Source organism: Actinoplanes sp. HUAS TT8 (assembly GCF_051380535.1).
Taxonomy (GTDB): domain Bacteria; phylum Actinomycetota; class Actinomycetes; order Mycobacteriales; family Micromonosporaceae; genus Actinoplanes.
In genome coordinates, this window is record NZ_CP195646.1 from 10,892,787 (window position 1) to 10,907,069 (window position 14,283).

Here is a 14,283-nt window from a genome sequence, read left to right on the forward strand (position 1 = left end):
CGGTGTGTGGATGCCAGATGAGGACAATCCGGGCGCTGGTCACGGTGGCGCTGGCCGTGGGCGTCGTGTTCGTGGATCCGGTCGCGGCTCGGGCCGACGATCCACACGTCATGCCGGTGGATCCCGCGACCTACGACGATCTGACCGCGATCGGGCCGGCGTTCGGGATCGCCGCTGATCCGGACGATCCGACCTCAACCGCCGGCTGCGGGGCGGCGGCTTCCGATCCGGTGCCGGACGGTGTGCCGATCGTGGTCCGGATCGGGACCGCGGCGCCGTTCACGGTGGGTCAGGTCAGTGCCGCGACGTGGAAGAATCCGCCGGTCGCGGATCCGTCCTGGCGGCTTGACTTCCAGGGTCTGATGTGGATGAAGTCGCTGGCGCGGCGGGCCGCCCAGGATGATCAGCAGCAGTCGCTGGCCGCGCTGGTGGCTCAGGCGGTGCAGTTCCACCGGGCCGATCCGGACCCGGGGACGAACGCGTCGGGCTGGGACGAGGGGACCGCGCTGCGCCGGTTGGAGAGCGAGAACTGCCTGTACGCCCTGACCCACGCCGACGAACTGGCGCCGGGGATGGCGGCCGACGCGGCGGTGCTGCTGGGCAAGCGTTATTACGGGCCGCCGAACTATCCGGTGCACAATCACGGGCTGATGGCCAACCTGCAGCTCGTCCGCGCCGGTGACCTGCTGGGCCGGGCGGACTGGAAGGCGACCGCGGTCAGGCGGATGACCGCGGAGGCGCCGCTGGCCTTCTCGAAGATGGGGCTGTCGTACGAGCAGGCCTCCGGCTACCAGGGTGTCAACGCGAACCTGTGGGGGCAGGCGGCCACGGTGCTGGCCGCGTCGCCCGGTACCGCGGCGGCCGCGGCCACGCTGCAGAAGGCGGTCGACGCGGCCTGGAACGCGTTCGCCTGGGAGACCGAGCCGGACGGCAAGATCGTGCAGATCGGTGACTCCGAGGAGAGCCCCGGCCGGGCCGGTAACTCGACGGCGCGGACGCTGCGTGACGACCAGACCGGGACCGTGATCGGCCGGTGGTCCTGGACCGACCGGGTGACCAGCTACTACACGGTCCGCTACGGGCCGCCGCGCCGCGCGCACGGCCAGGAGGACCGGGCCGGCGGCGTCACCTGGTCGACCCTGGGCACGCGGGTGCTCGTCGGGCCGGGCAAGTACAACTACGACCGGACCTCGGCCTGGAACACCTGGCAGATCGGGCCGGCCAGCCACAACGTGGCGATCCCGACCGGGGGCGCGGTGAAGTCCGGCAAGACCGCGCGGCTGTCGGCGGCGACCGTGCAGGCCTCCGCGCACGCCTGGACGATCGTGGACGACATCTACAACACGCCGCACTCGCGCAACGTCAACGTCAACCGGGACGCGCACCGCATGGTGGTGACCGACCTGTTCTCCCGGGTGAGCTCCTGGCAGCAGCACTGGCATCTCGACCCGAGCTGGACACTGGAGTCCGGGAAGGCCGGCGGCACCAAGCTGACGTTCCGGAACCCGGCCGGTTACCTGCTGACCGTGACCACGACCGGGCGGGTGTCGGGCGTCGTCCGGGGCAAGACCAGTCCGATCGGCGGCTGGCACTTCCCGGCCTTCGGCGTCCGGGTCCCGGCGGCCGACGTCGTGATCCGGTCCTACGGCAAGGGCAAGACCACCACCACGTTCGTGGTCACCCGCGGGATCGGCTTCCACACCTTCTGAGATTTTCTGCTCTGACCGCAACCACCCGACCACGTCGCCCTTTCGGGCTGAGCGTCCTGGGCGCGCCAGCGCCCTGCTCAGACCGGAAGGGTCCCCGCGGGAGCGACGGTCTTGACCACGGCGGACACAGGCAATGAAGGCCTTGAAGTTGATCTTCTGGGGTTGAGCTTCTTCCGGTGGAATGGGGAACGTCAGCCACTGGAAACGTCGTCGCGGCAGAATGGGCCGCATGGATCTTCGCCAAGGCATCGGTCTGCGACGACTGGGCACCACCGCGGACGAGTTCCAACAGGATCTGCTGAGCAGCCTCTACTACCGCAGGGGCACCACGGTGGAGTCGGCCAGCCCGCGGGACGCGTACGAGGCGCTGGCCCTCACCGTCCGCGACCGGCTGGCCGATCGCCGGGCCCGCACCGCGGCGGCGCACTTCGCCAGCAATCCTCGATGGGTCTACTACCTGTCCGCGGAATATCTGCTCGGCGCCCAGCTGGAACAGAATCTGCTCTACTCCGGCACCGGCGAGCTGGCCGCCCAGGCGATCAAGGTGCTCGGGCGTTCGATGGAGGAGCTCGACGACCTGGACGTGGAGCCGGGGCTCGGCAACGGTGGTCTCGGGCGGCTCGCCGCCTGCCTGGTCGACTCGATGGCCACCCGGGACATTCCGGCCGTGGGGTACGGCATCCGCTACGACTTCGGCATCTTCAAGCAGTCCCTGGAGGACGGCGCGCAGGCCGAGCGGCCGGACGACTGGGCCTTCCAGGGCAATCCGTGGGAGTTCCCGGCCCCCGACGATCGGCAGATCGTGCACTTCTACGGTCACACCGAGCCGGTCGCCGGTTCGGAGATCCGCAAGCGCTGGGTGCCCGGCGAGATCGTGCTCGGCGAGCCCAGCCACATGCTGGTTCCGGGGTACGGGACCGAGACCGTGAACATCGTGCGGCTGTGGCGGGCGCGGGGCAGCGAGGCGTCGTTCGACCTGTCGCGGTTCTCGGCCGGGCAGTACGCCGAGGCCGTCCAGGAGGCGGTCCGGGCCGAGAACATCAGCAAGGTCCTCTACCCCGACGACAGCACCGAACTGGGCCGTGAGCTGCGGCTCAAGCAGCAGTACTTCCTGGTTTCGTGCTCGCTGCGGGACATCATCCGGCGGTTCCGGCTGCGCAACGAGGGCTGGGACGACTTCGCCGAGAAGACGGTCATCCAGCTCAACGACACGCACCCGACGATCGCCATCCCGGAGCTGATGCGGCTGCTGGTCGACGAGTACGAGCTGGACTGGGACCGGGCCTGGGCGATCACTCGGAGCACGTTCGCCTACACGTGCCACACGCTGCTGCCGGAGGCGCTCGAAACCTGGCCGGTGCATCTGTTCGAGCGGCTGCTCCCGCGACACCTGGAGATCATCTACCTGATCAACATGCTGTTCCTGCGCGAGGTCGAGGAGCGTTTCCCGGGCGACGTCGACCGCATCCGGCGGATGTCGATCATCTCGGAGGGCAACGAGCGCCGGGTCCGGATGGCGCATCTCGCGGTGGTCGGCACCGAGGCCGTCAACGGGGTCGCCGAACTGCACTCCAAGCTGCTGCGGGAGACCGTGCTGCAGGACTTCGCGGCCCTGTGGCCGGCCAAATTCCAGAACGTCACCAACGGGGTCTCGCCGCGCCGGTTCGTCAAGCTGGCCAACCCGCGGCTCTCCGATCTGATCACCGACGGGCTCGGCGACGACGGCTGGCTCAACGACCTGGAACGCCTGGCCGGGCTGGAACGGCTGGCCGACGACGCGGCGTTCGTCGAGCGCTGGCGGGCGGTGAAACGGGCCAACAAGGTGGATCTGGGCGCCGGCGACCCGGACTCGCTCACCGACGTGATGATCAAGCGGTTCCACGAGTACAAGCGGCAGCAGCTCAAACTGCTGCACGTGATCACCATGTTCCACCGGATCCGGGCCAACCCGACCGGGGACTGGGTGCCGCGGACCGTGCTGTTCGCCGGGAAGGCGGCGCCGGCCTATCACGCCGCGAAGAGCATCATCCGGCTGATCAACGCGGTCGGGGCGACCATTGCGTCCGATCCGGTCGTGGCGCCGTACCTCAAGATCGTTTTTGCCGAGAACTACAACGTGACCCTGGCCGAGCAGATCGTGCCCGCGGCCGACCTGAGCGAGCAGATCTCGCTGGCCGGCAAGGAGGCCAGCGGCACCGGCAACATGAAGCTGGCCCTCAACGGCGCGCTCACCGTGGGCACGCTGGACGGGGCCAACATCGAGATCCGGGCCCGGGTCGGCGAGGAGAACTTCTTCCTCTTCGGGCTGGACGCGTTCCAAGCGGCCGAGGTGCAGAACGCCGGGTACCGGCCGCGCGAGCACTACGACCGGGACACCGAACTGAAGAACGCCATCGACTCGATCCTGGCCGGCACGTTCGGCGGGGTCGGCCGGGAGGTGGCCGAATCGCTGCTCGGCTGGGACGAGTACCTGACGCTGGCCGACTTCCGGTCCTACCTGGACGCTCAGGAGGAGGTCGAGCGGGCCTGGCGGGACCCGGCCCGCTGGTCCCGGATGTCGATCCTGAACACCGCGCAGAGCGGGTTCTTCTCGTCGGACCGGACGGTCGCGGACTACGCCGCCCGGATCTGGCGAGTGGAGCCGGTCGCGGTTCCGCGCGAGAGCTAGTTGTAGGTCAGGATCTTGTCGATGAGTCCGCCACCGGGGAAGTCGAGCATGACGGCCCCGGTGCGGACCACCGGCGTGTGCACCTCCGGACCCTCGTTCAGATAGGTCAGCAGGAACGGATTCACGCCCTGCACCCCCAGCGATCCGCCGGCCACCGACTGGGGCTGGGCGAACACGCCGGCCCCGCTGGCGAAGTTGACGTACATCAGCGACGGGTCGGCCGCGCTGGTCGCGTCCAGGAAACGGCGGACCTGGTCGCGCTTGGTGGCGATCGCCCCGAGGTTGGGCACGTTGTACTCGTCCTGCACGTACGTCGACGACCCGTCGTGCCAGCCGGCGAACTGGGCCAGCCCGTAGTGCTCGATCACGCCGCCGCGCGGGCCGTTCAGCACGGCCAGCACCACCTTGCCGCGGATCTGCCCGAGCGCCGGGGTGGCGGCGCCGGCCGACCTGGTCACCGACGGCGTCCAGAACAGGGTGGGGCGTTTGCTCACGTACGCGTCGAAGATGTCGGCGAAGCCCGACTGTCCCGACGCGTCGGTGCACGAGCCGATCTCGCCCGTGCACTCCTGCTTCAACCGCACGACCACGCTCTCGCCGGGGTGCGCGCCGAGGAACGCGGCCAGTTTGTTCAGCACGTCGTCGAAGTTCGCGTTCTGGTACGTCGCGCCGTGGTGGATGGTGAACGTGTTGCCGGTGTTCACCCGGGCCCGGAGGTCGATCATGCGGATCCCGGCGTTGAGCTGCGCGGTCAGGGTGGCCGCGCTGTCGCCGAAGTCCTCCTGGGTCTGCGTCCAGGCGCCGCCGTGGATGGCCAGCGTCTCGTGGGTGCCCGGGATGGAGAGGGCGGCCAGGCTGCGGGAATCGGGCAGGGCGCGCATCCAGTCGGGGTGGCTCGCCGTGCTCAAGGTCCGGTAGGAGGCGTCGGCCGCGCTCGCCACCGACGGCGTCACCAGCAGACCCAGGACCAGGACGCCCATCGCGGCGATCATTCGCTTCACGCGTCGAAGATTATCTATAGGTACGGCGGTCGGGAAGTCACCGGCAAAGATTGACAAGGGTCGGTGTCCTCGGGACAGTGGCCGGACCGGCGGGAAAGCGTCATCCCCGCATCCGGCCTGATGATCACGTCTCATCGGCCGGTCAGAGCTTGCCAGCGCAGCATCCTGATCTCTACCGTCGGCCGGTCCGGAAAAAGTTTTCAGAGGGGTGCTGATGCGCGACGACGCGTTCCGCGCGTACTTCGAGCGCCATCACGCCTCGCTGTCGCGACTGGCCTACCTGATGACCGGGGAGTCGGCCGCCGCCGACGACCTCGCGGCCGACGCGTTGACCGAGGTCTGGCGGCACTGGGAACGTGTACAGGCGGCCGACGACCCGATCGCTTACGGACACGGCATCCTGATGAACCTGGCCCGCCAGTGGGTCCGGCGTCGATCCCGGGAACGGCTGCTCTCGTTCGGGACCTCGGGCCGTGACCAGGACGCCCGGGACGTGCCGGCGATCGTCGACGTCCGGGGCGCGCTGCGCAAATTACCGCATAGGCGACGGGCCTGCGTAGTCTTGCGCTATGCGTTCGACCTGTCCGAGCGGGAGGTCGCCGCGACCCTCGGCATCTCGGTCGGCGCGGTGAAGAGTGCCACGTCGCGGGGTGCGAAGCAGCTGGCCGAACTGCTGGGCGGATCGGTCGCCCGGTTCGACGGATGGGAGGCGGCCCGATGAGTCTTTCCGATGACCAGTTGCGGTCGTTGCTGCGCTCCGAGGCGGCCCTCCACCAGCCCGACCGGGAGGTGATGCTGGCCCGGATCACGTCGGCCGCCATGACCGACCCGGCCCCGGCCCGGCGGTCGGGCAAGCTGCGGCTGGCCTTCGTCGCCGGGCTGGTCACCCTCTTCGGCGGGGGCGGATTCGCGGCGCAGTGGGCGCTGGCCGGCTCCTCCGACCGGAACGACGCGACCCCGGTCGTCCCGGTTCCGGTGACCACACCGACGACGGTCGCGCCGTCGCCGACGACGGCGCTGTCATCGTCTCCCTCGGCCGCGGTCTCGTCGGCCTCCCCGGCCCACAGCCGGCCGCCGGTCGTGACCACCGCGCCCACCAGCCAGAAGCCGACCTCACCGGCACCGGCCCTGACCAAGGGGCAGCCCGGCAACACCCAGGTCCAGCAGGGCCCGCTCTGGTCGGACGGCTCGATCGACCCGGCCAGCGGCGACACCCAGGGCGCCGGGGTGATCACGCTGAAGACGACCGAGAAACTGACCGCGCTGCAGGTCACCGTCCGGGTCGCCGAGACGCCCGGTCTGGTCTCCCGCGGCGGCACCAAATCCGTTCCGGGCGCCAGCGTGACCAGCGCCGTGACCGCGGAAACGGACGCGCTGCTCTACACGTTCACGCTGGCCTCGGCCGACGAGGTGGCGCCGGGGACGTACACGTTCACGGCCAGGTACTCGTACCCGGCCGGGGGCCGCAATGCGGGCGGCGACACCTACGAGGCGACGGCGACCACCGGGTCCGGCCAGCAGCTCGACGTCTACGGCAATTTCTTCCCCACCAGCTAGCGGCCTCACCTCGCGGTCCGCTTCGCCAGGAAAAATCCGGATTTGGTACGGCCATGGCCGGCGCGTCGCCGTTCAGCAGGGCCGGATCGTGCAGGCCGCGCCGCACGGGGCCGTGCCGATGGGCTCGGGGCACACGGGCTCGCGCCCGACGGCCAGCCCGGCGCGGTGTGGCGCTTTGACGACGAAGGTCGTCGTCCTGGGTGTGCACGGGGCCGCCACCCAGCTCTTCACGGCGGTGATCTTCCAGCCCATCTGGCCGAGCCGCGCCACGTATGCCGTGCTCGAGGTGTTGTTCTCGGTCACCGTGCTGTCGCCGATCCACGTGTAGGAATCGCTGATCGTCGGATCCAGCTTCAACCTGGCGGCGGCGAGCACGGCGGCGGCCTCCTCGACCGGGACGTCCCCGATCTCCCAGATGAAGGTGAGCGGCCTGACCCCGCGCCAGGAGATCGACTGGTTGGGATACAGGTAGGTCGACACCGTCCTGCTGTTGTCCTGCAGGAAATACGGCGTCCCGGTCACCGTGTAGGCCGGCTCGTTGCTCACTTCCGGGCACTGAAGCCTGGCCTGGCCATCGGCCCGGGCACTCGTCGCCCCGGTCAGCAGCAACGTGGCGGCCGACAGGACCGGCACTGCGGTGCGCAGCATCGTTCTCCTCGCTCACGACGGTTGCCGTTCCCCTGATCGTAGGCGTCCGGCGTTCGGCCGGCGGGTCGATTTCGTCGGCTATGACCCTGTACGCCGGACCGCCCGGCCCGGCGTACAGGGGGATCGTCAGGCCAGGTTGATGTAGTCGAGCTCGGCGTACCCGGTGCCCCCGGCGAAGTTCGGCGACCCCTTGGCCAGGCGGATCACGTTGTACCCGGCCTTGAGCGTCACCGAGGTGCTGACCGTCGAGCCGAAGACGCCCCAGGCCGAGGTCGGCGGGTACGAGATCGTCTGGAACGCCCCGCCGTTCCAGGCCAGCCCCTGCGTCGAGGTAGCCCCGGTCGCGTTGGCGTACCCGATGGTCATCGTGTAGGCCCGCGCGGCCGGCACGTTGACGACGAAGTCGACGAACGACTGGTTGCGCATGTTGGCCGATCCGTCGATCTGGCCGACGTAGCCACCGTTGGAGGCCGACGACGACGAGAAGCGGTTGGCGTTGACCGCGGTCGCGTTCTCCGCCTCGTAGCGCTGCTGCCAGGTGGAGACCCCGGACGTCGGCGTGATCAGCAGCTGGTAAGCGGCAAGAGCGTCCATTCCGGACACCGGCACCGTGATGCTGCCGTTCGACACCGTGTACGTCGTGGTCGAGACCACCGAGGCGGTCGACGCCGTGGTCCGCCCGGTCGTGCCGGTCCGGGACAGGGTCACGCTGACCTGCGAGCCGAGCGCGGCCAGCCCGTTGACCTTGACGGTGTTGGCTCCGCTGTCACCGCCGAAGACCACGTTCACGATCCTGCGGGTGCTGTCGTACGCGGCCACCCCGTCCAGCCAGGACTGCGGGACGGTCTGGACGATGGTGCCGGCCATGTCGCCGTACCACTTGTAGGCCCAGTAGGTGGCGGTCGGCGAGTTGTTGTAGAGCAGCCCGTTCAGCGTCCCGGCCTCGTACCAGTAGGCGCGTTCGGCGTCCCGGATCCCGTTCCGCTCGAAGACGGCCATGTAGTGCGCGGCCACGCTGGGGATGTCGACCTGGTCGGGCGACGCGTACTCGTTGATCGAGATCGGTCGCGCCGAGATGCCGAGGGACGATTCGATCGCCCGGTAGTCGGCCACGTGCGCGGCCACGTTGTTGTAGCTGTGCACGTCCAGCTCGTGCCAGACGGTCACGTCGGGCAGCGTGCCGGTGTTCTTGGCGTTGGTCAGGAACGCGACCATCCAGTCGTGGTTGTAGGTCGAGTAGCTCGGCCCGACGATCGGGGTGACCGTGTCGAGCGTGCGGATCAGCTGGTAGGTGCGGGTCCAGCCGGCGTTGAAAGCGCCCGCCGAGCCGGTGTTCCAGGTCCAGTCGGGCTCGTTCCACAGCTCGTAGCCGTCGATGTTCGTGGTGGTCGTGGCGCCCAGGCGCGCGTTGACCATCGTGCGGACCTTCGACTCCCAGTCGGACCAGCTCACCCACCGGTACGGGAAGTCCTTGTAGATGTCGGGCAGGCGCCAGAACTGCTGGGCGCCGGCACTGGTCACCTTGCCGGCCACCTCCAGGCCGTCGCAGCACGGGACGGTCGCGCCGTTGCCGAGCTGCTGGACGCCGTACGGCGGCTGGGTCAGATGGTTGAGATGGAGCGCCGGCGGAACCTGGGTGGAGGCGCTGACGGCGTAGAGACCACCGGAGGCGACGTGCGTGACCGGACGGACGGTCGTGCCGACGTTGACGGTGAGGGTGTTACCGGCGGCCGACGCCGGGCTGGGGACGAACAGCCCGGCGGCGACGAGTAGCAGGACGGGTACTACGGAGCGGCGCATGGGTCACCTCTCGGATAGGGGGATGAACACCCGCATCGGACCCGGCTCCCGGTTGGCCCAGAGGTAGTAGGGGATGGCGGTCACGGCCACCGGTGCAGTGGCGCGGGCCGGGGCCGGGAGGGGCCGGTAGAGATGCGGGGTGTCGGTGGGGCGGGCGCGCAGCGGAACCTTCAGCAGCACCGGTGCGAGGCCGTCCGGATCGCGGCTGACCTGCAGCGGGGCGGACGTGTCGAGTTCCAGGTCCTCGAACGCCACGCCCTCGGGGGCGTCCGCGTGTTCCAGGCAGTAGACGATCGGGCCGCGGACGACGGCGGCCGAGCCGCGGACGGCGTCGACCCGCGGGTGGGCGGCGATCAGGCGCGGCAGCATGACCAGGGTCAGTTCGACCCGATCACCGACCAGCCAGGTCCGGGTGAGCCGGACGTATCCCGCCTCGGCGGCCACCACCTCGCCGTTCACGGTCAGCCGGGCGTCGCCGCACCAGGCCGGGATCCGCAGCGCCAGCGTCCACGGGCCGGGCCCGACCTCGGTGATCGTCACCGTGATCGTCTCGTCCCACGGGTACCGGGTGCGCACGTCGACCGCGTGGCCGCCGGCCCGGAACGTGCCCGCCGTGTACAGGTGCAGCTGCAGCCCGCCCGGGTCGCCGGTGGCGGCGTAGTTGTCCAGCGAGGCCATCAGCCGGGCCAGGTTGGGCGGGCAGCAGGCGCACGAGTACCAGGGCAGACGCTGCGAGGGGGCGTCCTCGTGGGAGCCGTCGTGCCCGGTCCGCAGCTGCAGCGGGTTGGAGTAGAAGAAGGTGGCGCCGTCGAGCCCCGTGCTCCCGGCGATGCCGTTGTGGATCAGCCGTTCCATCTCGTCGGCGTACTTCGCCTTCCCGGTGGCCAGCAGCAGCCGCCAGGCCCACTGGAAGCTGCCGATCGCGGCGCAGGATTCCGCGTACGCGCGGTCCGGCGGCAGCTCGTAGGGGTCGCCGAACGCCTCGTCGCGGTGGCGTGAGCCCTGGCCGCCGGTGATGTAGGTGCGGCTGGACAGTGCCGAGTCCCACAACCGTTCGGCCGCCTCCAGCAGCGCGGCGTCGCCCGTCTCGACGGCGACGTCGACCGCGCCGGCCAGCAGGTACACCTGCCGGACGACGTGACCGGTGACCTCGGCCGTGTCTCTCAGCGGTTCGTGATCCTGGAAATAGCGCGGCCCGAAACGGCCCTCGCCGAGGACGCCGTGGCCGCGGTTCTCGACAAACCGGGCGGCCAGATCGAGGTACGGCCGGTGGCCGGTCACGCGGTAGAGCTCGACGAGCGCGGTCTCGACCTCGGGGTGGCCGTCGACCTCGGGGGAGTCGCCGAACCGGCGTACCAGCAAGTCCGCGAATTTCCGGGCTACTCCGACTATTTGCGGAGCGGCGGAATCGTCGCTGCGAGCCGCCGCGACGGCGGCCTGGAACAGGTGCCCCGCGCAGTACATTTCGTGGCTGAAGTGCAGCTCGCTCCACTGCTTGTCGCGGTTGTCGACCTGGTAGTACGAGTCGAGATAGCCATCAGCGTCCTGCGCCTTTTCCAGCAAGGCACCGATTTCAGCGACAAATCCGGACTTGTCGCCCAGCCACAGGGCCGCTTCCAGCGTCTTGTACACATCGGAGTCGGCAAACCAGAACCCGCGGAACTCCGCACCGCTGTCCCCGGTGACCCGGCGCAGGTTGGCCAGGTTGCCGTATTCGTCGAGCTGCGAGACGCAGTGCGGCAGGGTCGCGGCGGCGTTACGGGCCTGCCAGCCGCCGAACAGGCTCTCCGGCCGCAGCGCCACCGCGTCGCGCGGCAGCGGCCGCAGCGCGGAGACGGCACGGGAGGTGGGCACGACGGGGCCGTACGAAGCGTCCATCACGGGGTTTTCCTCAATCCTTGACCGCGCCGGCGGTAACACCGGCGGCGACGTAACGCTGGGCGACGATGAGTAGCAACGTCGCCGGGATGGACGCGATCACGGCGGTGGCCATGATGGCGTTCCACTGCTGGTTGTTGTTGCCGATGTAGTGGTAGATGCCGAGCGTGATGGGCTGGTACTCACCGCCGCCGTCGAGCGTGGTGGCGAAGACGAAGTCGGACCAGGCCCACAGGAAGGCGAACAGGCTGACCGTGACGATCGCGTTGCGTGACACCGGCAGGATCACCGAGCGGAACGTCCGGAACTTCGAGGCGCCGTCGATCGACGCGGCGTTGAGCAGTTCGTCCGGGATGCCGGACATGAAGGCCGTGAAGATCAGCACGCCGAACGGGACCGCGATGGTCGAGTCGGCCAGGATCAGCCCGGGCACCGTGTTGAGCACGCCGGCCCGCAGGTAGATGGCGTAGAACCCCATCGCCATGATGATTCCGGGGATCATCTGCGCGATGAGCAGCACGAAGTTGAGCGCCCCGGTGCCGCGCGGACGCAGCTTGGCCAGGGCGAATCCGGCCGGCGCGGCCAGGACCAAGGTCAAGAGCACGGTGCCGAGACCAATCAAAAGACTGGTTCCCAGGTACGGCATCTGCTGGTCCAGCACAGCCCGATAGCCCTCCAGGGTCCCGTTCCACGGGAACAGATGCGGTGGGTCGGCGCGCATGTCGGTGTCCTTGGTGAAGGACACGTTGATCATCCAGTAGACCGGGAACAGCATGATCGCCGTCAGGATCACGCCGATCACGGTCTTCAGGGGCTTAGTCACGGCGCTGCCTCCGGATGTAGAGCAGCCCGAAGAAGAGGGCGATGATGATCAGCAGGTTGCCGACCGCGGCGCCCGGCCCGAACTCGGGCAGCAGGTTCCCGAACGACAGCCGGTAGGACCAGGTGGCCAGGGTCGTCGACGCATCGGTCGGCCCGCCCTTCGTCATGATCCAGATCAGGTCGAACACCTTCAGCGTGTAGACCAGCCCGAGCAGCAACGTGATCGCCGAGACCGGCCTCAGCAGCGGGAACGTGACCCGCCAGAACCGCTGCCAGCCGCTCGCGCCGTCCAGGGCCGCCGCCTCGTAGATCTCGCCCGGGATGCCCTGCAGCCCGCTGTAGAGGATCACCAGGTTGAACGGGATCCCGATCCAGATGTTCGCGATGATCACGCTGGTCAGCGCCCAGTCCGGCGAGGTCAGCCAGTTGATCTGGTCCACGCCGACGAGGTTCAGGGCGTAATTCACGATCCCGGAGTCACTGTTCAACATCCAGGACCAGGTCGACGCCGAGACGATCAACGGCAGCAACCACGGTACGAGGAACAACGCCCGCAACGTCGCCGAAAGCTTGAAGTGCTGGGTGAAGAAGACCGCCAGCGCCAGCCCGAGCGCGAACTGCACCGCGATGCTGGCGAACGTGAAGATCATCGTGTGCAGCAGTGCCGGCAGGAACGTCGAGTCGTCGAAGACGGTCCGATAGTTGTCCGCCCCGGAGAACGGCGCGTCCCCCTGCACGAACGATCGGACCGTGTAGTGCCGCAGACTCAGGTCGAGATTCCGGTAGAGCGGGTAGGCGTAGAACGCGACCAGGTAGATGATCACCGGGGCGAGGAACGCCCAGGCCGCCCACTGTCCCCGGGCCCGCCGGACCCGGGAGGCACCCCGGGTCCGGACGAGCGTTTCCGCGTGCGTCGTCACTTGCCCGCCGCGCCCTGGGCGTCGGTCATCGCCTGCTGCGGGTTCTTCGATCCGGAGAGTGCGGCCTGGAACGCGCCCCACATCGGCTGGGAGATCTTCGGGTACTTGGTGCCGAGGTCGTCACTGGTCCGGCCCTTGGCCGCCTGCACCGCCTCGACCCAGACCTTCAGCTCCGGATTCGCCGCGACCTGCTTCTGCTGTACGGCGTCGGTGGCCGCCACGTAGGACAGCGTCGTGTCCGTCGTCAGGGCGTTGTCGGCGCTGGTCAGGCACGAGACGATCTTCTGCGTGGTGGCGTACTTGCCGGTGTCCGACTGGACCGGCGCGGTGACGAACTCGCCACCGGTCGGTGCCGGGGCGGTGCCGCCGGCCTGCGACGGGATCGGGATGATCCCGTACTCGAAACCGGTCTTCTTGGCATTGGCCAGCTGCCACGTGCCGTTCTCGCTGAACGCGAAGTCCCCGGCGGCGAACTCCTGCCAGCTGGTGGTCTGCGTGTTGTTGAGCACCGAGTTGGGCGCGTAGCCGTTCTTCAGCCAGTCGGTCCAGAGCGTCAGCGCGGCCACGCCCTGCGGCGAGTCGAGCTGGGTCAGGTTCGCGCCGGAACCCCAGAACCAGGGCAGGAACTGGAAGCTGCCCTCCTCGGTGCCGATCGCCGAGAACGTGATGCCCTTCTTGCCGGCCGTCTTCACCTTGGTCAGCGCGGCGGTCAGCGACGCCCAGTCCTTGATCGTCGACGGGTCGACCTTGGCCGCGTCCAGGACCTTCTTGTTGTAGTAGAGCGCCAGCGTGTTGGCGCCGATCGGGATCCCGTACGTCTTACCGCCCTGCTGCCCGGCGGCGAGCAGGTTCGGCGAGACGGCCGACGTGTCGATCTTCATCTCGTCGGTGGTGGTGAGCACCCCGGCCTCGGCCAGCGTCGAGACCACCGGGTTGTCGACGATCAGCACGTCCGGGGAGTTGTTCTGCTGGGCGGCGAGCAGCGCCTTGTTGGTCAGGTCGGTGGTGTCGTAGCCGGTGCGCTTGACCGTGACCCCGGCGTCGGTGCCGCACTTGGTCAGCAGCTTCACCCAGTCCGAGCTGTCGTCGAACTGCGGGTACGGGTCCCAGATCGTGTAGTTCGTCGCCTTGGACGAAGTGGCGTCTCCGCCGTCTCCGCCGGACGAGCAAGCGGTCAGCAGGCAGGAGGTGACCGCGAGGGCGGCGCCGAGGCCTCGGATGTTCATGGTTGTTACCCCTCGAGAGCGTGGTGGGGGAAACTCAAGGAAAACGATTGCCTA

General features: G+C 69.0%; 11 protein-coding genes. 4 read left to right on the forward strand and 7 right to left on the reverse strand.

The window, feature by feature from the left end:
- Positions 1-17 precede the first annotated feature (17 nt).
- Together ACSHV8_RS48705 and ACSHV8_RS48710 are read left to right on the forward strand one after the other, a co-directional pair.
- Positions 18-1,709 (forward strand): hypothetical protein, encoded by a 1,692-nt coding sequence (locus ACSHV8_RS48705; protein ID WP_436527284.1) that lies wholly within the window; start codon positions 18-20, stop codon positions 1,707-1,709.
- A gap of 229 nt (positions 1,710-1,938) precedes the next feature.
- Entirely contained in the window at positions 1,939-4,377 is a 2,439-nt protein-coding gene (locus ACSHV8_RS48710; protein WP_436527285.1) for a glycogen/starch/alpha-glucan phosphorylase, read from the forward strand.
- Here the strand turns inward: ACSHV8_RS48710 and ACSHV8_RS48715 are convergent.
- Complete coding sequence (locus tag ACSHV8_RS48715; protein WP_436537326.1) at positions 4,374-5,369, reverse strand: phosphatidylinositol-specific phospholipase C; 996 nt, start codon at positions 5,367-5,369, stop codon at positions 4,374-4,376. The two genes, ACSHV8_RS48710 and ACSHV8_RS48715, sit on opposite strands and share 4 nt — an antisense overlap.
- Before the next feature lie 223 nt (positions 5,370-5,592).
- Between ACSHV8_RS48715 and ACSHV8_RS48720 the strand changes: the two genes are divergently transcribed.
- Positions 5,593-6,099, forward strand: a complete 507-nt coding sequence (locus tag ACSHV8_RS48720) for a SigE family RNA polymerase sigma factor (RefSeq protein WP_436527286.1) — start codon at positions 5,593-5,595, stop codon at positions 6,097-6,099.
- Entirely contained in the window at positions 6,096-6,935 is an 840-nt protein-coding gene (locus ACSHV8_RS48725) for a hypothetical protein (protein WP_436527287.1), read from the forward strand. The genes ACSHV8_RS48720 and ACSHV8_RS48725 overlap by 4 nt, the downstream gene beginning before the upstream one ends.
- Positions 6,936-7,007: 72 nt before the next feature.
- Here the strand turns inward: ACSHV8_RS48725 and ACSHV8_RS48730 are convergent, their stop codons facing one another.
- The 6 genes from ACSHV8_RS48730 to ACSHV8_RS48755 all read right to left on the reverse strand — a co-directional run bounded on the left by ACSHV8_RS48730 (position 7,008) and on the right by ACSHV8_RS48755 (position 14,229).
- On the reverse strand, positions 7,008-7,583 hold the full coding sequence (locus tag ACSHV8_RS48730; protein ID WP_436527288.1) for a hypothetical protein: 576 nt from the start codon (positions 7,581-7,583) through the stop codon (positions 7,008-7,010).
- Positions 7,584-7,709: 126 nt separating this feature from the next.
- A complete protein-coding gene (locus tag ACSHV8_RS48735; protein ID WP_436527289.1) occupies positions 7,710-9,383 on the reverse strand; it encodes a CBM35 domain-containing protein in 1,674 nt (557 codons plus the stop codon).
- A 3-nt stretch (positions 9,384-9,386) separates the two neighbouring features.
- Positions 9,387-11,237 carry a glycoside hydrolase family 127 protein gene (locus tag ACSHV8_RS48740; RefSeq protein ID WP_436527290.1) on the reverse strand — a complete coding sequence of 617 codons (1,851 nt, stop codon included), beginning with the start codon at positions 11,235-11,237 and terminating at the stop codon, positions 9,387-9,389.
- Between the two features lie 37 nt (positions 11,238-11,274).
- On the reverse strand, positions 11,275-12,084 hold the full coding sequence (locus tag ACSHV8_RS48745) for a carbohydrate ABC transporter permease (protein ID WP_436527291.1): 810 nt from the start codon (positions 12,082-12,084) through the stop codon (positions 11,275-11,277).
- Complete coding sequence (locus ACSHV8_RS48750) at positions 12,077-13,003, reverse strand: carbohydrate ABC transporter permease (RefSeq protein WP_436527292.1); 927 nt, start codon at positions 13,001-13,003, stop codon at positions 12,077-12,079. Before ACSHV8_RS48750 ends, ACSHV8_RS48745 begins: the two co-directional genes overlap by 8 nt.
- A complete protein-coding gene (locus tag ACSHV8_RS48755) occupies positions 13,000-14,229 on the reverse strand; it encodes a sugar ABC transporter substrate-binding protein (protein ID WP_436527293.1) in 1,230 nt (409 codons plus the stop codon). Before ACSHV8_RS48755 ends, ACSHV8_RS48750 begins: the two co-directional genes overlap by 4 nt.
- Between the last annotated feature and the right edge of the window lie 54 nt (positions 14,230-14,283).